At 71.1% G+C, this 19,254-nt stretch carries 16 protein-coding genes; 13 read left to right on the plus strand and 3 right to left on the minus strand.

The window, feature by feature from the left end:
- The coding region (locus ACFWZ2_RS36750) for a potassium channel family protein (RefSeq protein WP_384553331.1) at positions 1–738 on the minus strand (738 nt) is incomplete at its 3' end.
- Positions 739–805: 67 nt separating this feature from the next.
- Here ACFWZ2_RS36750 and ACFWZ2_RS36755 point away from each other — a divergent pair.
- The 3 genes from ACFWZ2_RS36755 (at position 806) to ACFWZ2_RS36765 (ending at position 6,295) form a co-directional block, all read left to right on the plus strand.
- Positions 806–1,372: an HIT family protein gene (locus tag ACFWZ2_RS36755; RefSeq protein ID WP_384553333.1), complete on the plus strand. Its 567-nt coding sequence runs from the start codon at positions 806–808 to the stop codon at positions 1,370–1,372.
- Positions 1,373–1,479: 107 nt separating this feature from the next.
- Entirely contained in the window at positions 1,480–2,892 is a 1,413-nt protein-coding gene (locus tag ACFWZ2_RS36760) for a helix-turn-helix domain-containing protein (protein ID WP_384553335.1), read from the plus strand.
- Positions 2,893–3,112: 220 nt separating this feature from the next.
- The gene (locus tag ACFWZ2_RS36765; RefSeq protein ID WP_384553337.1) at positions 3,113–6,295 is read left to right on the plus strand and encodes a M20/M25/M40 family metallo-hydrolase; all 3,183 of its coding nucleotides are present in this window, start codon (positions 3,113–3,115) and stop codon (positions 6,293–6,295) included.
- Positions 6,296–6,405: 110 nt separating this feature from the next.
- On the opposite strand, the gene ACFWZ2_RS36770 is transcribed toward ACFWZ2_RS36765, so the two are convergent.
- Together ACFWZ2_RS36770 and ACFWZ2_RS36775 are read right to left on the minus strand one after the other, a co-directional pair.
- Positions 6,406–8,073, minus strand: coding sequence for a hypothetical protein (locus ACFWZ2_RS36770; protein WP_384553339.1), 1,668 nt, complete (start codon positions 8,071–8,073; stop codon positions 6,406–6,408).
- 183 nt (positions 8,074–8,256) lie between these two features.
- A complete protein-coding gene (locus ACFWZ2_RS36775; RefSeq protein WP_384553341.1) occupies positions 8,257–10,455 on the minus strand; it encodes an elongation factor G-like protein EF-G2 in 2,199 nt (732 codons plus the stop codon).
- Between the two features lie 258 nt (positions 10,456–10,713).
- Here ACFWZ2_RS36775 and pgsA point away from each other — a divergent pair, with 258 nt between their 5' ends.
- The 10 genes from pgsA to ruvB all read left to right on the plus strand — a co-directional run bounded on the left by pgsA (position 10,714) and on the right by ruvB (position 19,155).
- Positions 10,714–11,385 carry a phosphatidylinositol phosphate synthase gene (gene pgsA, locus ACFWZ2_RS36780; RefSeq protein ID WP_384553343.1) on the plus strand — a complete coding sequence of 224 codons (672 nt, stop codon included), beginning with the start codon at positions 10,714–10,716 and terminating at the stop codon, positions 11,383–11,385.
- Positions 11,382–12,302 (plus strand): phosphatidylinositol mannoside acyltransferase, encoded by a 921-nt coding sequence (locus tag ACFWZ2_RS36785; RefSeq protein ID WP_384553345.1) that lies wholly within the window; start codon positions 11,382–11,384, stop codon positions 12,300–12,302. Before pgsA ends, ACFWZ2_RS36785 begins: the two co-directional genes overlap by 4 nt.
- Positions 12,299–13,462 carry a glycosyltransferase family 4 protein gene (locus ACFWZ2_RS36790; RefSeq protein WP_384553347.1) on the plus strand — a complete coding sequence of 388 codons (1,164 nt, stop codon included), beginning with the start codon at positions 12,299–12,301 and terminating at the stop codon, positions 13,460–13,462. The genes ACFWZ2_RS36785 and ACFWZ2_RS36790 overlap by 4 nt, the downstream gene beginning before the upstream one ends.
- A gap of 149 nt (positions 13,463–13,611) precedes the next feature.
- Positions 13,612–14,157 (plus strand): hypothetical protein, encoded by a 546-nt coding sequence (locus tag ACFWZ2_RS36795; protein ID WP_384553349.1) that lies wholly within the window; start codon positions 13,612–13,614, stop codon positions 14,155–14,157.
- A gap of 207 nt (positions 14,158–14,364) precedes the next feature.
- Positions 14,365–15,279: a pyridoxal 5'-phosphate synthase lyase subunit PdxS gene (gene pdxS, locus ACFWZ2_RS36800; protein WP_384553413.1), complete on the plus strand. Its 915-nt coding sequence runs from the start codon at positions 14,365–14,367 to the stop codon at positions 15,277–15,279.
- Positions 15,279–15,884 carry a pyridoxal 5'-phosphate synthase glutaminase subunit PdxT gene (pdxT, locus tag ACFWZ2_RS36805; RefSeq protein WP_384553351.1) on the plus strand — a complete coding sequence of 202 codons (606 nt, stop codon included), beginning with the start codon at positions 15,279–15,281 and terminating at the stop codon, positions 15,882–15,884. Before pdxS ends, pdxT begins: the two co-directional genes overlap by 1 nt.
- Positions 15,885–15,963: 79 nt before the next feature.
- Entirely contained in the window at positions 15,964–16,716 is a 753-nt protein-coding gene (locus tag ACFWZ2_RS36810) for a YebC/PmpR family DNA-binding transcriptional regulator (protein WP_384553352.1), read from the plus strand.
- A 112-nt stretch (positions 16,717–16,828) separates the two neighbouring features.
- A complete protein-coding gene (ruvC, locus tag ACFWZ2_RS36815) occupies positions 16,829–17,419 on the plus strand; it encodes a crossover junction endodeoxyribonuclease RuvC (protein ID WP_384553354.1) in 591 nt (196 codons plus the stop codon).
- Positions 17,416–18,024 (plus strand): Holliday junction branch migration protein RuvA, encoded by a 609-nt coding sequence (ruvA, locus tag ACFWZ2_RS36820; RefSeq protein ID WP_384553356.1) that lies wholly within the window; start codon positions 17,416–17,418, stop codon positions 18,022–18,024. The genes ruvC and ruvA overlap by 4 nt, the downstream gene beginning before the upstream one ends.
- 57 nt (positions 18,025–18,081) lie before the next feature.
- On the plus strand, positions 18,082–19,155 hold the full coding sequence (ruvB, locus tag ACFWZ2_RS36825; RefSeq protein WP_384553358.1) for a Holliday junction branch migration DNA helicase RuvB: 1,074 nt from the start codon (positions 18,082–18,084) through the stop codon (positions 19,153–19,155).
- Positions 19,156–19,254 lie beyond the last annotated feature (99 nt).

The following is a 19,254-nucleotide window of genomic DNA, read 5'->3' on the forward strand; positions in this document are numbered from 1 at the left end:
CTGGTTTTTGTTTAAAACCCCCCGTTCCTTATCGGGCCCCCGCCCCCGCGCGCCCCCCGGGGCACCCCCGGGGGGCCCCCCGCCGTCCGGGACCGGGGGAGCGTCGCCCTCGCGCGCGAAGACCTGCAGCAGCCACGAGGAGAACGAGCCGGTCACCGCGCCGAGCAGCGCGAGACCGCAGCCCATCAGGCCGACCGCGACGAGCCGGCCGAGGGGCGTCACGGGCGCCACGTCCCCGTACCCCACGGTGGCCAGCGTCGAGCAGGTCCACCACACCGCGTCCCCGAACGTACGGATCGTCGCGCCCCGCGCCCCGTGCTCCTGCTGGTACACGGCCAGCGCCCCCGCGAAGCCGAGGAGCAGCGCGGACAGGCCCGCATACAGCGCCACACGCGCGTGCAGCGCGAGGCGCGGCTGGGAGTGCCGGCGCTCCACCGCCTCGTAGGTGCGCACGAAGCGCAGCGGGCGCAGCAGCGGCAGGACGACGATGGCCGTATCCAGCCAGTTCCTGCGTACGAAGCCGAGGCGCTGCCCGCTCAGCCGCCACCGCACCGCGTAGTCCACCACGAACGCCGCCCAGGCCCCGAGGGCCACGGCCAGGCACACATCCCGCCAGGGCGCGGGCAGCCCGTGGGCAAGCACCCGCACCGCGTACGCGGCGAGGAAGAGCACCGATGCCACGGCCAACGGGACCTCCGCGCGGTTCTCCCAGCGCGCCTTCCTGCTCTCGTCGATCATCGGCCAAGCTTCGCCGCGTGCCCGCGCAGATCTGCCCCGCCGACACGCTCCGAACGGACGAAGTCATATGCTGCACCTCATGACGAGTGAGCCGGAGCAGCAGATCGGAGTGGGTACGCAGGACGCGTTCCAGCGCCTGTGGACGCCCCACCGGATGGCGTACATCCAGGGCGAGAACAAGCCCACGGGACCGGGGGCCGACGACGGCTGCCCCTTCTGCTCCATCCCGGCCAAGTCCGACGAGGACGGTCTGGTGATCGCGCGTGGCGAGCATGTGTACGCGGTGCTCAACCTCTACCCGTACAACGGCGGGCACTTGATGGTCGTGCCCTACCGGCACGTCGCCGACTACACCGACCTGACGGGCCCGGAGACGGCCGAACTCGCCGAGCTCACCAAGCAGGCGATGACGGCGCTGCGCACCGCGTCCGGCGCGCACGGCTTCAACATCGGCATGAACCAGGGGGCCGTGGCGGGCGCCGGCATCGCCGCGCATCTGCACCAGCACGTCGTCCCGCGCTGGGGCGGCGACACCAACTTCATGCCGGTCGTGGGGCACACGAAGGTGCTGCCGCAGCTGCTCGCCGACACCCGCAAGATGCTCGCCGACGCCTGGCCCCTGGCGACGAGCTAGCGGCGACTCCGTTGCATATCGTCAACCCCCCTGTGCGATAAGGGGGTTGGAAGCGCCAACCCCACCTGCCACTCTGCCGTCAGGGAGAGCCTGGTCAGGGAGGGGCCATGTCTGTCGGCATGTCACAGGTGGTCCATCCGGGGTGGGCGGAGTTCGGGCGGCAGTTGCGTTTTCACCGCCGCCTTGCCGGACTCACCCAGTTGCAGCTCGGCAGGAGGGTGGGCTACCACCACAGCTTCATCAGCAGGCTCGAGGGCGGGCGGCGGGAACCCCCCTTCGACCTGGTGAACCGGCTCGACACCGTCCTGGAGACCGGCGGTCGGCTCGCCGCCGTCATCGCCGCACCGCCCCCGTCGCGGTGCGCGCCGGGCCTCCTCCTGACGGAGCCCACGCTGTTCTCCCCGATCCCCGGAGCGGACACCCCCGGCGACGGGGCTCTCCTGACCACGCAGCCATGGCCGGACCGGCTGCCCGCCGAGGGTCTTGCCTGCCCGCTGCACGACAGGGTGGGCTGCGCGACGCCCGACCGGAGTTCGGTGACAGACCTGCTGACCGGACTGACCGGGCCGTACGACCGTGCCGACGAGAAGGCGGGCGCGGAGGTGGAGCTGCTGCACGGCCTGACCACCGTGCTGGCCTGTCTGATCCGCGAAGCGTTCGTCCGTGTCACCGACGCGTGCGCGACCACCGTGGAACGGCTGCTGCGCGGCGTGGCCCGCTGGGCCGAAGCGGTCAACTCCACGGGGCGCCTTCCGTACGGCCAGTTGCGGCTCGCCGCGCAGTACGCCCAGGTCGCCGGGCGGCTGCGGATGGAGCGCGGGCAGAGCGGCGTCGCCATGGCCTGGTTCGGGCACGGCCTGCGGTGGGCGGACGCCGCCCAGGACGGCGAGGCCCGCGCGACCCTCCTCAGCGACATGTCCACGCTCGTCCGGCTCGACGGGGACGCCGCGTCGATGCTCGTGTACGCGGAGGCCATCGGGGCGGTGGACGCCAAGCGGCGCTGGATGACGACCCTCGCCGACCTGTACCAGGCGCGCGCCTACGCGCTGAGCCACGACGCCGCCGCGTGCCGACGGCACATCTCCATGGCGCGGCGCAGGTTCGCCCGGCTCGATGACCGGGACCGCCTCGAGGCGCCCTGGCTCTCGGGCGCCGAGGGTGTGCTGCGGCTCGAGTCGGCGATCGGCGGGGCGCTGCGTGACCTCGCGGTGGTGACGGAGGACCGTGCGGTGGCCCGGCGCGCGATCGAGGCCACCGCCCGGTCGTACGCGTTGCTGCCGCCCGTGATGCACTCCGCGCGCCTGCTGCTCACCCTGCGCCTCGCGGACAGCTGGGCGTGCGCCGGTGATCCTGTCGCGGCGGTCGCTCTGGCGCGGCCGGTCCTGGAAGAGGCCGTGGGCGCCCGCGAGTTGTTGGTCACCGTCGAGTTGCGCGGCCTGCACAGCCGGCTCGTCGGGCGCTGGGGCGATCTGCCGGAGGTCCGGGAGTACCGGGAGCTGCTGCGGAGCGTGTCGGAGTGAGGCGGTGCCGGTTGCGCGCGCTTGCCAGTTCTTGACAGGGCGTGCCGGACGCCGGGAATCCATTGACCGCGGACCGGGCCGGTGTGAGGGTTCCGCCTGCCACGAGAGTGTCATGTCACCGTCAGTCCGGAAGTGGGGCAGCGGGTACGACCGCACGGCCTGACGCACACGTGCTCCTCCTGGCCAAGCCGAGCCTCAACACCTCTCACAAGGAGCCGTGATGCTCAGAAGATCCGCAGCGGCCGGGTTAACCCTGGCCCTGGCACTCGCGGGGGTGACGGTGCCGGCGTCCCTCGCCTCGGCGACCGCGCCTTCCGCGGGAAAGCCGGACCCCCTCGCCAGAGCCGTCGCCGCCGCCGACAAGGCGGTGCGCAGCGGCCTCGACTCGCTCGCCAAGGGGCCCGAGGAGCAGTACGACCGGCACCAGGTCACCCCCTGGGTCAAGGGCCTCTACTCGGTCGCGTACGAACGCACCTACCGCGGCCTTCCGGTGGTGGGCGGAGACGCGGTGGTCCTCGCCGACGGCGACGGAAAGGTCCGCTCCGTCCGGTCCGCGACCGACGCGACGATCTCGGTCACCACCAAGGCGGAGGTGACGGCCGCCCAGGCGGTCAGGACGAGCCGTACGAGGCTGGCGTCGGTCAAGAAGGTCGACTCCAAGCGCCTGGTGGTCCGGATCAAGAAGGACCAGGCCAGGCTCGCCTGGGAGACCGAGCTGACCGGCAGGGCCAAGACGGGCGACCCCAGCAAGCTGCATGTCTTCGTCGACGCGCTCACCGGCAAGGTCGTCGACACCTACGACGACGTGCGCGCGGGAACCGGCCACAGCAAGTGGAACGGGCCCAACCCGCTGACCATCGACACCTCCCGGTCGGGCAGCAACTACGTGCTGCGCGACACCACACGGCCGGGTCTCCAGTGCTCGAGCTACCAGGGCTCAGTGTTCAGCAAGGCGACCGACGACTGGGGCACCGGCAACCCCACCAGCCGCGAGACCGGCTGCGTCGACGTGATGTTCGCGGCGCAGAAGCAGTCGAACATGCTCAAGGAGTGGCTCGGCCGCAACGGCCACAACGGCAACGGCGGCAGCTGGCCGGTGAGCGTGGGCCTCAACGAGCTCAACGCCTACTGGGACGGCTCCTCCGTCACCATCGGCCACAACAGCGCCAACGAGTGGATCGCCGGACTGGACGTCGTCGGCCACGAGTTCGGCCATGGCCTGGACTCCTTCACTCCCGGTGGCGCGAACCACGAGAGCGGCCTCGGCGAGGCGACCGGCGACATCATGGGCGCCCTGACCGAGGCGTACATCGACGAACCCGCCCCCTACGACACCCCCGACTACACCGTCGGGGAAATGATCAACCTCCAGGGGCGCGGACCGATCCGGAACATGTACGACCCGAGCCGGGTCAACAACGACCCCAACTGCTACTCCGCCTCGATTCCCGGCACCGAGGAGCACAAGGCCGCCGGGCCCATGAACCACTGGTTCTATCTGCTCGCCGAGGGCTCCAACCCCGGTGGCGGCAAACCCACCAGCCCCACCTGCAACAACAAGCAGGTGACCGGCGTGGGCGTCAAGAACGCCGGCAAGATCTTCTACGGCGCCATGCTGCTCAAGACCAGCGGCATGACGTACAAGCGCTACCGCACCGCCACGCTCACCTCGGCGAAGAACCTGGACGCGAGCTGCGACCTGTTCAACGCCACCAAGGCGGCCTGGGACGCCATCAGCATCCCGGCACAGAGCGGTGACCCGACCTGCGAGGGGCAGCAGAACGACTTCTCCCTCGGGCTCAACCCGGCCTCGGGGAAGGTCGACGCGGGTGGCTCGCTCACCGCCACGGTCAACACCACGACCGTCACCGGCAGCGCCCAGCAGATCTCGCTGACCGGCGCGGGCGCGCCGACCGGCGTGGACGTCACGTTCGACCCGAAGACCGTCACGTCCGGCTCCAACGCCACCATGAAGATCACCACCTCGGCGTCCACCACGGCCGGCACCTATCCGATCACCGTCACCGGGACAGCGGGCACCAAGTCGCACACCGTCCAGTACACGCTGACCGTGGGCGGCGGCGGCAACCCGACGCAGCCGCCGGACGTCGATGTGGAGAAGGTGCGGGCCCATCTGACACAGCTCAACACCATCGCCTCGCAGAACGGCGGCAACCGCCGCTCCACCGGTGGCGGGTACCGCGACTCCCTCGCGTATGTGAAGGGCAAGCTCGAAGCCGCCGGATACAAGGTCACCGAGCAGAGCTGCGCCTCCGGCTGCACCGCCGGAGCGGGCAACAACCTGATCGCCGAGTGGCCGCAGGGCGACGCGGACAGCGTCTACATGTTCGGCGCGCACCTCGACGGCGTGGCGGCCGGGCCCGGAATCAACGACAACGGCTCCGGTTCCGCCGCGATCCTGGAGACCGCGCTGGCCCTGGCGCAGAACAACCCCACCATGAAGAACCGCGTCCGCTTCGCCTGGTGGACCGACGAGGAGCAGGGCCTGAACGGCTCGGACTACTACGCCGGATCGCTCTCGGGCACCGAACGCGCCAAGATCAAGGCGTACTACAACTTCGACATGGTCGGCTCGGCGAACGCCGGGTACTTCATCAACAACCTGAGCTCCACGGCCTCGGTCCCGCTGCGGGACTACTGGACATCACTCAACCTCGCACCCCAGGAGAACGTCGAGGGACAGGGACGCTCCGACGACGCCTCCTTCCAGCGCGTCGGCATCCCGACCTCCGGCTACGCCACCGGAGCCTCCGCCACGAAGACCGCGGCCGAGGCCGCGAAGTGGGGCGGCACCGCGGGCCGTGCGTACGACTCGTGCTACCACTCCGCCTGTGACACCACCGCCAACATCGGTGCCACCGCGCTCGACCGCAGCTCGGACGGGCTCGCGTACGCGGTCTGGAAGACGTCCGTCAGCGACAAGCCCGCCCCGACGGACGACTTCTCCCTCTCCGCCGACCCGGCCTCGGGCACGGTCGAACCGGGTTCCTCCGCGAAGGTCACCCTCTCCACCGCCACGACCAGCGGGTCGGCGCAGAAGGTGGCTCTCTCGGCCTCAGGGGCCCCGACCGGAGTGAGCGTCTCCATCAGTCCGGCGTCGGTGCTCTCGGGCGAGTCCGCGACGGCCACCGTCGAGGTCGCGGCAGGTGTGACCGCCGGGACCTACACGCTGACCTTCACGGGCAGCGGACAGGCCACCCACACCACCACCTACACCCTCACCGTGCCGGGCGGCGGCGACACCACCTGGCAGGTGGGTGCCACCTATGCGGTGGGGGACGTGGTGACCTACAACGGCGTCCGCTACCGCTGCATCCAGGGCCACACCGCCAACCCGGGCTGGGAGCCGCCGAACGTCCCCGCCCTCTGGGAGGCCATCTGACCGTGAGCCCTCACCGGTAGTCCTGGTGGGGGGCTGCCGGTGACATGCAGAGGGCGGTGGGGTGCGTGCACCCCACCGCCCTCCTTGCTGCCATCCGCCGCAGGCCCGGCTCACGCGTCGTACACGTCCGCCTTCCGCGGCATGGGGTCCTGGATCGCACCGCTGAGGAAGCCGGAGCGGTTGCCGAACTTCTCCGTGTTCACGCCGTTCTCCTCGAGCACCTTGATCGCGGCGGAGTGCACCACGCGCAGCACGGGCGTGGCGGCACGCAGCGCGTCGTCGGCCATGAAGCGGTGCCGCCACGGCTTGTCCGCCCAGGCATGCCGCAGACCGAAGGGCTCGGGGAGCGCCAGCTTGCCGCCGAGGTAGTCGAGGAGCGGCGGATACCAGGTGAAGGGTGCGCGCACCGCGAGGCGTACGACCTCGTCGGCGTCGACCAGCGGCAGGCTGCGCTCGGTGGTCTCCCAGAACTTGATCGGCTTGGCGACCGTCTTCGTCTTGGGGTCGGGCTTGCTGGTGAACAGCGAGTGGACCGGGCCCAGCGCGTGCCCGGTGACCTCGATGCGCAGCGTCTCGTGCAGCACGGTCACCGTGATCAGCATCGTGATGACCAACTGGCCGTCCCAGAGCGTGAACTGCACGCCCAGGTAGTGGCGGTCGCCGCTGCCGAACTGCTGCTCGTTGCAGATCCGCTGGATCTCGTGGCCGCGGACCTGGAAGGCCTCTACGTCGGTGCCGGTGGGGCGGGCCACCGCCTTCGCGTTCTCCCCGATCGGCGAGACGACCCAGTGCTTTATCGACGGGGTGGGGAAGCCGCCGGTGTGCAGCGGGCCGCGCTCCAGCATGCGGAGCTGGTCGTGCACCGCGCGTATGACGTCCCAGCTGCGGAAGGGGTGGATCTCCTTGCCCTCTTCGGCGGGCACCAGCTCCTCGGCCAGCTGCCAGCTGCCCCAGCGGGTGCCCATGCCCAATATGCCCTTGGGCCCGGCGTAGAAGACGGAGTTGCTCTGCTGCTCCGCGGAGAGCCGCGCAAGGCCCTGCCGGAGCCGCTCGGCGGCCGTCTCGCCGGGGCTGCCCGGCACCGCCTCCGGGATCTTCGCGCCGATGCCGCCGCCCGCGAGCAGGCCCGACCAGCGCTCGCGCATGTCCTTGGCGGTGCGCTCGGCGATCTGCTTGGCCCAGAACCAGCCCACCACGGGGAGCACGACCGCCGCGCGGAGATACCAGGCCCAGAAGCCGCCGAACGGCAGCTTGATCAGGAGGATCACGGCCAGCACGCCCACCGCGACGAGCACGGCCGAGGCGAGCGCGCCCGCGCGCTTGTCCTCCCGCTTGGCGACCTGCTTCCTGATGGTGAAGACGGCGAGCCAGACGAGCAGGCCCGGCAGGAAAAGCACCCCGCACAGCACCATGACGGCGGTGAGCCAGCTGTCGCGCTGCTTGCGGATGTTGTTCGCCGCGAGGCAGTGCTCGACGACCGACTGCGGCTCGATGCCGAACGACTGGATGAGCGGCTTGCGGCCGCCGCCGAGCATCCGCACCTGCACGGTCCGCGAGAACGCCTCGCCGAGGCTCGGCTTGAACAGCGACCAAAGGCCGGGCTTCACCTCGGACTTGTGCCATTCGCTGTTGGCCTTCAGGAGGTCTTCCACGTCGCCGTCGCGATACGCCGCCGAGGCCAGGGCGTGCGTCGCCGCGGTCTGTCCCGCCGCGCCCGAGAGCGGGACCTGGGCCCCCGGCCTGAAGTCGAATCCATCGTCCGCCACTGCCGCCCCCATCGCCGCGACGCCTTCGCTGCTGCGGCTCTTCCCGACTTCCTTGTCCGGCACACCTGTTGCCGCCCGGCACATCCGTTGATCAGGTCATCAGCGTATCCGGGCGCACCGACATCCGTCAGCGGACGGCGGAATGCGGCCGATCACCGCCCACCTGGTGCGGGCGGTGATCGGGCGGGTGCTCAACTACGGGGCGTCCGCCGCCTGTTCGCGGATCTTGTCGGAGAGCTGCGGGGGCATCGGCTCGTGACGGGCGTACGTACGGCTGAAACGCGCCGTGCCCTGCGAGAGGGAGCGCAGATCCACCGCGTACCTGCCGATCTCGATCTCGGGCACCTCGGCCCGCACGAGGGTGCGCCCGCCGGGCGCCTGCTCGGTGCCGACGACCCGGCCGCGGCGGCCCGACAGGTCGCTCATCACCGCGCCCACATGGTCGTCGCCGACCAACACCTGTACCTCCGCGACCGGTTCGAGGAGGTGGATCCTCGCCTCGGACGCGGCCTCGCGCAGCGCGAGCGCGCCCGCCGTCTGGAACGCGGCGTCGGAGGAGTCCACCGAGTGCGCCTTGCCGTCGAGCAGTGTGATGCGTACGTCGATGAGGGCGTACCCGGCGGCGACGCCCTTCGCCGCCTGGGCGCGCACGCCCTTCTCGACGGACGGGATGAACTGGCGGGGGACCGCGCCGCCGACGACCTTGTCGACGAACTCGATGCCGCTGCCGCCGGGCAGCGGTTCCACCTCGATCTCACAGATCGCGTACTGCCCGTGCCCGCCGGACTGCTTCACATGGCGGCCCCGGCCACCGGACCTGCCCGCGAACGTCTCCCGGAGGGAGACCTTGTGCGGCACGACGTCGACCTGCACGCCGTACCGGCTGCGCAGCCGCTCGAGGGCGACGTCGGCGTGCGCCTCGCCCAGGCACCACAGGACCACCTGGTGCGTGTCCTGGTTCTGTTCGAGCCGCATCGTCGGGTCCTCGGCGACCAGGCGCGAGAGCCCCTGCGAGAGCTTGTCCTCGTCGGCCTTGCTGTGCGCCTGGATGGCGAGCGGCAGCAGCGGGTCGGGCATGTCCCAGGGCTCCATCAGGAGCGGATCGTCCTTGGCGGAGAGGGTGTCGCCGGTCTCGGCGCGGCTCAGCTTGGCCACGCACGCCAGGTCGCCCGCGACGCACCGGGTCAGGGTGCGCTGCTGCTTGCCGAAGGGTGAGGAGAGCGCGCCGACCCGCTCGTCCACGTCGTGGTCCTCGTGCCCGCGGTCGGCGAGGCCGTGCCCGGAGACGTGCACGGTTTCGTCGGGGCGCAGGGTGCCGGAGAAGACGCGGACGAGCGAGATGCGGCCCACGTACGGGTCGGACGCCGTCTTCACCACCTCGGCGACCAACGGGCCCGCGGGGTCGCAGGTGAGTGCGGGCCGCGCCTTGCCGCCCGGTGTGGTGACGGCGGGCGCGGGGTGTTCGAGCGGGGTCGGGAAGCCGCCCGTGATGAGTTCGAGGAGCTCGACCGTGCCGATGCCCTGGCGGGCGCCCTCCACCGCGGGCGCGGCGGCGAGCACGGGGTGGAAGATGCCGCGCGCCACGGCCCGTTCCAGGTCGTCCACGAGTGTCTTGAAGTCGATGTCCTCGCCGCTGAGATAGCGGTCCATGAGGGACTCGTCCTCGCTCTCGGCGATGATCCCCTCGATCAGTTTGTTGCGTGCCTCCTCGATCAGCGGCAGCTGGTCGGCGCCCGGTTCGGACTCCTTGCGCTCCCCGGACGCGTAGTCGAATATCCGCTGCGAGAGCAGCCCGATCAGCCCGGTCACCGGCGCGTGCCCGTCCGGGCCCTGCTCGCCGTGCAGCGGCAGATACAGCGGAAGCACGGCGTCCGGGTCATCCGCGCCGAACGCCTCGGCGCAGGTGCGCGTCATGTCGGTGAAGTCGGCGCGGGCCGACTCCAGATGCGTGATCACGATGGCCCGCGGCATGCCGACCGCGGCGCACTCCTCCCACACCATGCGGGTCGCGCCGTCCACGCCGTCCGCCGCCGAGACGACGAAAAGGGCCGCGTCCGCGGCGCGCAGACCGGCCCTCAGCTCCCCGACGAAGTCGGCGTAGCCGGGTGTGTCCAGCAGATTGATCTTGTAGTCGCCCCATTCGAGGGGGACCAGGGACAGCTGCACCGAGCGCTGCTGCCGGTGCTCGATCTCGTCGTAGTCGGAGACGGTGCCGCCGTCCTCCACGCGGCCCGCCCGGTTCACCGCCCCCGCGGTCAGCGCGAGGGCCTCCACCAGAGTCGTCTTGCCCGATCCGCTGTGGCCGACCAGCACCACATTCCGTACGGACGCGGGGTGGTCGGCCGATGCTGCCCTGCCGGCGGCTCCGGGGTGTGCGTTCGCCTTGTCGCCCATGCCTTGGCCTCCCGGTTACGTGCATGGTGAGGAGGCTCAGCCCCCTCGGGGATGCTGGCTGCTCGCGGACACGCGGGGCCGTGTGCGGGTCGACTCCGGCGACGCCCGCGGTGCTTTCGAGCTTTCCACTCGGGTCACTCTGCGTCCATACGTCGTACGCGATCGTGAGGGGGCGAGCCGGTCCGTCAAGGGCGTGACTACGATGGGCCAGCCGGTGGCCAACGGGGCCGCGCGGCGCACCGACCCCTCGGGAAGGCCATGCTGAACAAGTACGCGCGTGCATTCTTTACGCGTGTCCTCACACCGTTCGCCGCGTTTCTCATCCGCCGCGGGGTCAGCCCCGACGCGGTGACTTTCATCGGCACGGCCGGTGTGGTGGCGGGAGCGCTGGTCTTCTTCCCCCGTGGAGAGTTCTTCTGGGGCACGATCGTCATCACGCTGTTCGTCTTCTCGGACCTCGTCGACGGCAACATGGCCCGCCAGCTCGGCCGCTCCAGCCGCTGGGGCGCCTTCCTGGACTCGACGCTCGACCGGGTGGCGGACGGCGCGATCTTCGGCGGTCTCGCCCTCTGGTACGCGGGGTCCGGCGACGACAACATCCTCTGCGCCGTCGCCATCTTCTGTCTGGCGAGCGGCCAGGTGGTCTCGTACACGAAGGCACGCGGTGAGGCGATCGGCCTGCCCGTCGCCGTCAACGGCCTGGTGGAGCGCGCCGAGCGGCTCGTGATCTCGCTGGTCGCCGCGGGCTTCGCGGGGCTGCACAAGTTCGGTGTCCCGGGCATCCAGATCCTGCTGCCCATCGCCCTGTGGATCGTCGCCGTCGGCAGCGCCGTCACCCTCGTCCAGCGCGTCGTGACCGTGCGCCGCGAGTCCGCGGAGGCGGACGCCGCCACGGACTCGCAGGCCCAGGAGAGTGAGGCCGCGCAGTGAAGGACCGACTCACCGACGCGTTGTACGGGCTCGGCTGGAGCACCGTCAAGAAGCTGCCGGAGCCGGTCGCCGACCGCCTCGGCAGGACCATCGCCGACTCGGTCTGGAAGCGTCGCGGCAAGGGCGTCCTCCGCCTGGAGTCCAACCTCGCGCGCGTGGTGCCCGACGCCACCCCGGAGCGGCTCGCCGAGCTCTCCAAGGCGGGCATGCGCTCCTACCTGCGGTACTGGATGGAGTCCTTCCGCCTGCCGTCCTGGAGCAGGGAGCGGGTCAAGAACGGCTTCGACGTCAAGGACGTCCACCACCTCACCGACGGGCTCGCCGCGGGCAAGGGCGTCATCCTCGCCCTGCCGCACCTGGGCAACTGGGACCTCGCGGGTGCCTGGGTCACCACCAAGCTGGAGACGCCGTTCACGACGGTCGCCGAGCGCCTCAAGCCCGAGACGCTGTACGACCGCTTCGTGGCCTACCGCGAGAGCCTGGGCATGGAGGTCCTGCCGCACACCGGCGGCTCCGCCTTCGGCACGCTGGCCCGCCGCCTTCGCGCGGGCGGCCTGGTCTGTCTCGTCTCCGACCGTGATTTGTCGGCCTCCGGAGTCGAGGTGAAGTTCTTCGGAGACACCGCCCGGATGCCCGCGGGACCCGCGATGCTCGCCCAGCAGACCGGCGCGCTCTTGCTTCCCGTCACGCTCTGGTACGACGATTCGCCCGTCATGAAGGGCCGTGTCCACCCACCCATCGACGTCCCCGAGACAGGTACGAAGGCCGAGAAGACGTCTGTCATGACGCAGGCGCTGGCCGACGCCTTTGCCACGGGGATCGCCGACCATCCGGAGGACTGGCACATGCTGCAGCGTCTGTGGGTCGCCGACCTGGAGCCACGCTCCGAGACCGATGCCCCGAAGGAGCGGTCGTGAGGATCGGCATCGTCTGCCCGTACTCCTGGGACGTGCCGGGCGGCGTCCAGTTCCACATCCGCGATCTGGCGGAGCACCTCATCCGTCTCGGGCACGAGGTCTCCGTCCTCGCCCCTGCGGACGACGAGACGCCCCTTCCGCCGTACGTCGTGTCGGCGGGCCGGGCCGTTCCTGTGCCGTACAACGGCTCCGTCGCCCGGCTCAACTTCGGCTTCCTGTCGGCCGCGCGCGTACGCCGATGGCTGCACGACGGCACGTTCGACGTGATCCACATCCACGAGCCGACCTCCCCCTCGCTCGGCCTGCTCACCTGCTGGGCCGCGCAGGGTCCGATCGTCGCGACGTTCCACACGTCCAACCCGCGCTCGCGGGCGATGATCGCCGCGTATCCGATCCTGCAGCCCGCCCTGGAGAAGATCAGCGCGCGCATCGCGGTGAGCGAGTACGCGCGCCGCACCCTCGTCGAGCACCTGGGCGGCGACGCGGTCGTCATCCCCAACGGCGTCGACGTCGACTTCTTCGCCAAGGCCGAGCCCAAGCCCGAGTGGCAGGGCGAGACCATCGGCTTCATCGGCCGCATCGACGAGCCCCGCAAGGGACTTCCGGTGCTGATGAAGGCCCTGCCGCAGATCTTCGCGGAGCGGCCGGACGCGCGCCTCCTGGTGGCGGGCCGCGGCGACGAGGACGAGGCGGTGGCCTCACTGCCCGCCGAACTCCGCTCCCGCGTCGAGTTCCTCGGCATGGTCAGCGACGAGGACAAGGCGCGACTGCTGCGCAGCGTCGACCTGTACGTCGCCCCGAACACCGGCGGCGAGAGCTTCGGCATCATCCTCGTCGAGGCGATGTCCGCGGGCGCGCCCGTGCTCGCCAGCGACCTGGACGCCTTCGCCCAGGTCCTCGACCAGGGCGCGGCGGGCGACCTGTTCGCCAACGAGGACGCGGACTCCCTCGCCAAGGCGGCCGTACGCCTCCTCGCCGACCCCGAACGCCGCGAGGGCCTGCGCGAACGCGGCAGCGCCCATGTCCGCCGCTTCGACTGGTCGACCGTCGGCGCGGACATCCTCGCGGTGTACGAGACGGTCACGGACGGCGCGGCATCGGTGGCGGCGGACGAACGCCCGGGGCTGCGGGCGCGGTTCGGGCTGGCGCAGCGGGGCTGAGTTCTCGGCCGCGCTGGGGCTGAGAACTCAGCCCGTCCGGCGTTTGAGGACTGGGGGTCCGGGCGGCGAAGCCCACGAAACGGCGGCCCGGGTAGCCCAAACCCGTTCCCGGTTCAAGGCGCCCCCGCCCGAAGGTAGCCTCTAGGCCCGTGACCTCCACCTTGATCTGGATCGCGGCCGCCCTCTTCGCGATCGGCCTCTACCTGAGCTGGACCGCGGGCCGCCTCGACCGGCTGCACGCACGCATCGACGCGGCCCGCGCCGCCCTCGACGCGCAACTCCTGCGCCGCGCCTCGGTCGCCCAGGAACTGGCCACCTCCGGAGTGCTCGATCCCGCCGCGTCGATCGTGCTCTACGAAGCGGCGCACGCGGCCCGGCAGGCGGAGGAGGAGCAGCGCGAGGTCGCCGAGAGCGAGCTCAGCCAGGCGCTGCGGGCCATCTTCGGAGAGACCGGGCAGGTCGAGGACCTGCGGGAGGCGCCGGGCGGCGACGAGGCGGCCACCGAACTGGCCGCGGCCGTACGCCGGGTGCCGATGGCCAGGCGCTTCCACAACGACGCCGTGCGCGCGGCCCGCGCGCTGCGCAGGCACCGCAAGGTCCGCTGGTTCCGCCTCGCGGGCCACGCGCCGTTCCCGATGGCGTTCGAGATGGACGACGAGCCGCCCGTGGCACTGGCCGACCGCGCGACTACGTAGCAGTACGGGACTGCGCAGAGGCATGCGCCCAAGGAGAGACACGCGACTGCGTAGAGCTGCCAGACGCCGGTCAGCGCGCCGCTGACCAGGCACGTCGCCGAAAAATGAGCCACCGGTCATCCATTGGCCCTTGCTGTGGCCTGGTGGTCGGGAGTTTCCTCGGAGCTGCAGAAACCCTCTTCAGCGAGCGAGGTCAACTCCGTGTCCGTGCCGAACACCCCCTCCCACAGCAACCCGACGCCCGAGACCGGCACCGCGCGCGTGAAGCGCGGCATGGCCGAGCAGCTCAAGGGCGGCGTGATCATGGACGTCGTCAACGCCGAGCAGGCGAAGATAGCCGAGGACGCCGGTGCCGTCGCCGTCATGGCGCTGGAGCGGGTCCCCGCCGACATCCGCAAGGACGGCGGCGTCGCCCGGATGTCCGACCCGAACATGATCGAAGAGATCATCGAGGCCGTCTCGATCCCGGTCATGGCGAAGTCCCGCATCGGCCACTTCGTCGAGGCCCAGGTGCTCCAGTCCCTCGGCGTCGACTACATCGACGAGTCCGAGGTCCTCACCCCGGCCGACGAGGTCAACCACAGCGACAAGTTCGCGTTCACGACCCCGTTCGTCTGTGGCGCCACCAACCTGGGCGAGGCACTGCGCCGCATCGCCGAGGGCGCGGCCATGATCCGCTCCAAGGGCGAGGCCGGCACCGGCAACGTCGTCGAGGCGGTCCGTCACCTGCGCCAGATCAAGAACGAGATCGCCAGGCTGCGCGGCTACGACAACAACGAGCTGTACGCCGCCGCCAAGGAGCTGCGCGCCCCCTACGAGCTGGTCAAGGAGACCGCCGAGCTCGGCAAGCTCCCGGTGGTGCTCTTCTCCGCCGGTGGCGTCGCCACCCCCGCCGACGCCGCCCTGATGCGCCAGCTCGGTGCCGAGGGTGTCTTCGTCGGCTCCGGCATCTTCAAGTCCGGCGACCCGGCCAAGCGCGCCGCCGCGATCGTGAAGGCCACCACCTTCTTCGACGACCCGAAGATCATCGCGGACGCCTCCCGCAACCTCGGCGAGGCCATGGTCGGCATCAACTGCGACACCCTGCCGGAGACCGAGCGCTACGCGAACCGGGGCTGGTAATGACCACTCCTGTAGTGGGCGTCCTCGCCCTTCAGGGGGACGTGCGGGAGCACCTGATCGCCCTGGCCTCGGCGGACGCCGTGGCCAGGCCGGTCCGGCGCCCCGAGGAACTCGCCGAGGTGGACGGCCTGGTCATCCCCGGCGGCGAGTCCACCACCATCTCGAAGCTGGCCACGCTCTTCGGTCTCCTTGAGCCGCTGCGCGCACGCGTGCGTGACGGCATGCCGGTCTACGGCACCTGCGCGGGCATGATCATGCTCGCCGACAAGATCCTCGACCCGCGCTCGGGCCAGGAGACGGTGGGCGGCATCGACATGATCGTGCGGCGCAACGCCTTCGGCCGGCAGAACGAGTCGTTCGAGGCGTCCGTCGCCGTCAAGGGCGTCGAGGGCACCCCCGTGGAGGGCGTCTTCATCCGGGCCCCCTGGGTGGAGTCGGTCGGCGCCGAGGTCGACGTGCTCGCCGAGCACGAGGGCCACATCGTCGCCGTACGCCAGGGCAACGCGCTCGCCACGTCGTTCCACCCCGAGCTGACGGGCGACCACCGCATCCACGCGCTCTTCGTGGACATGGTGCGGGGGAACGCGCGCGCGGGATCCTTGTAGGATCTCCGGGGATCCCCCGGAGCCTTAAGGTCTGGGAGAGTTCGTACTGGTTGCTGGGTAACGCGAAGGAGACAGGCAGATGTCCGGCCACTCTAAATGGGCTACGACGAAGCACAAGAAGGCCGTGATCGACGCCAAGCGCGGCAAGCTCTTCGCGAAGATGATCAAGAACATCGAGGTCGCGGCCCGCACGGGCGGCGCCGATGTGTCCGGCAACCCGACGCTCTTCGACGCCATCCAGAAGGCCAAGAAGAGCTCGGTTCCGAACAAGAACATCGACTCCGCGGTCAAGCGCGGTGCCGGTCTTGAGGCCGGTGGCGCCGACTACGAGACGATCATGTACGAGGGTTACGGCCCGAACGGCGTCGCGGTGCTCATCGAGTGCCTCACCGACAACCGCAACCGCGCCGCGTCCGACGTCCGCGTCGCCATGACGCGCAACGGCGGCTCGATGGCCGACCCGGGCTCCGTCTCGTACCTCTTCAACCGCAAGGGCGTCGTCATCGTCCCCAAGGGCGAGCTGTCCGAGGACGACGTCCTCGGCGCCGTCCTGGACGCGGGCGCCGAAGAGGTCAACGACCTCGGCGAGACCTTCGAGGTGCTCAGCGAGGCCACCGACCTGGTCGCGGTCCGCACCGCGCTGCAGGACGCCGGCATCGACTACGACTCGGCCGAGGCCAACTTCGTCCCGACCATGCAGGTCGAGCTGGACGAAGAGGGCGCCCGGAAGATCTTCAAGCTGATCGACGCGCTCGAGGACAGCGACGACGTGCAGAACGTCTTCGCCAACTTCGACGTCTCGGACGAGGTCATGGCGAAGGTCGACGCCTGACAGTCGGTCAACGGACGGGCCGACGGGGACACCCCCGTCGGCCCGTCGCTTTGTCGGTTTGTCAGAGGTCCCCGATACCCTGCACAAACAGGCGATCGAAGGAGGGGGCTCGGTGCGGGTACTGGGCGTGGACCCGGGGCTGACCCGGTGCGGTGTCGGGGTCGTCGACGGAGTCGCAGGCCGCCCGCTCACCATGCGCGGAGTCGGTGTCGTACGCACCCCGCCCGACGCCGAGTTGGGCCACCGCCTGGTCGCCATCGAGCAGGGCATCGAGCAGTGGCTCGACGAGCACGACCCCGAAGTCCTCGCCGTCGAGCGCGTGTTCAGCCAGCACAACGTCCGTACGGTGATGGGCACCGCCCAGGCCAGCGCCGTCGCCATGCTCTGCGCCTCGCGCCGCGGCATCCCGGTCGCCCTGCACACCCCCAGCGAGGTCAAGGCCGCCGTCACCGGCAGCGGCCGCGCCGACAAGGCCCAGGTCGGGGCGATGGTGACCCGCCTCCTGCGGCTCGACGCACCCCCCAAGCCCGCCGACGCCGCGGACGCCCTCGCCCTCGCGATCTGCCACATCTGGCGCGCCCCCGCGCAGCACCGCCTCCAGCAGGCCGTCGCCCAGAACCGCCTCCAGCAGGCCGTGGCCCTGCACGCCGCGAAGTCCTCGCCGGCGAAGCCCCCGACAGCCCAGAAAGGCCGTACCGCATGATCGCCTTCGTCAGCGGCCCCGTAGCCGCGCTCGCCCCCGACGCCGCGGTGGTCGAGGTCGGCGGCATCGGCATGGCCGTCCAGTGCACGCCGAACACCCTCTCCACGCTCCGCGTCGGCCAGCAGACCAAGCTCGCCACCTCCCTCGTCGTACGGGAGGACTCCCTGACCCTGTACGGCTTCGCGGACGACGACGAGCGCCAGACCTTCGAGCTGCTGCAGACCGCCAGCGGCGTCGGGCCCCGCCTCGCGCAGGCCATGCTCGCCGTGCACAGCCCCGACGCGCTGCGCCGCGCGGTCTCCACCGGCGACGAGAAGGCCCTCACGGCCGTCCCCGGCATCGGCAAGAAGGGCGCCCAGAAGCTCCTCCTGGAGTACAAGGACCGCCTCGGCGAGCCCCTCGGCACCGGCGGCCCCGCGATCGGCACGTCCGTCACCGCGGGCTGGCGCGACCAGCTGCACGCCGCGCTGATCGGCCTCGGCTACGCCACACGCGAGGCCGACGAGGCCGTGGCCGCCGTCACCCCGCAGGCCGAGGCCATGGAGTCGCCGCAGGTGGGCCAGCTCCTGAAGGCGGCGCTCCAGACCCTGAACCGCACCCGCTAGCCACCCCCGAACCGCACCCGCAGGCCACCTTCCGAACCGCATCGCGAGGCACACCGCATGAACTGGGACGACACGACCGACGACGCCGCCGGGGCGGCCGAGCGGCTGGTCGGTGCGTCGGCCGACGGCGAGGACCAGGCCGTCGAGGCCGCCCTGCGCCCCAAGGACCTGGGCGAGTTCATCGGCCAGGAGAAGGTCCGCGAGCAGCTCGACCTCGTGCTGCGCGCCGCACGCGCGCGCGGCGCCACCGCCGACCACGTGCTGCTCTCCGGAGCCCCCGGCCTCGGCAAGACGACCCTCTCGATGATCATCGCCGCCGAGATGGGCGCCCCGATCCGCATCACCAGCGGCCCAGCCATCCAGCACGCGGGCGACCTGGCCGCGATCCTCTCCTCCCTCCAGGAGGGCGAGGTCCTCTTCCTCGACGAGATCCACCGGATGTCGCGGCCCGCCGAGGAGATGCTGTATATGGCGATGGAGGACTTCCGCGTCGACGTGATCGTCGGCAAGGGCCCCGGCGCCACCGCCATCCCGCTCGAACTGCCGCCCTTCACCCTGGTCGGCGCCACCACGCGCGCGGGCCTGCTCCCGCCGCCGCTGCGCGACCGCTTCGGCTTCACGGCGCACATGGAGTTCTACGAACCCGCCGAGCTGGAGCGCGTCGTCCACCGCTCCGCCCAGCTCCTGGACGTGGAGATCGACCCGGCGGGCGCCGCCGAGATCGCGGGCCGCTCGCGCGGCACGCCCCGTATCGCCAACCGCCTGCTGCGCCGCGTGCGGGACTACGCCCAGGTCAAGGCCGACGGCTCGATCACCCGCGACATCGCGGGCGCGGCCCTCGCGGTCTACGAAGTGGACGGCCGCGGCCTCGACCGCCTCGACCGGGCCGTCCTGGAAGCCCTGCTCAAGCTGTTCGGCGGCGGCCCCGTGGGCCTGTCGACCCTCGCGGTCGCCGTGGGGGAGGAGCGCGAGACGGTCGAGGAGGTGGCGGAGCCCTTCCTGGTACGGGAGGGTCTGCTGGCCCGCACGCCGCGCGGCCGCGTCGCCACTCCCGCCGCGTGGGCGCACCTCGGCCTGGTGCCGCCGCGCCAGTCGGGCGGAAAGGGACAACAGGACCTGTTCGGGGCGTGAGGCCGGCACTACAGCACCGTGAGTGAAGGACCACGGCGCGGATAGTCGCCCCCTCAGGAACTGCGGTGCCATGCTGAGCGTTGTTCGTTAGGTGCGGAC

Source organism: Streptomyces sp. NPDC059002, assembly GCF_042740435.1.
Taxonomy (GTDB): Bacteria; Actinomycetota; Actinomycetes; order Streptomycetales; family Streptomycetaceae; genus Streptomyces.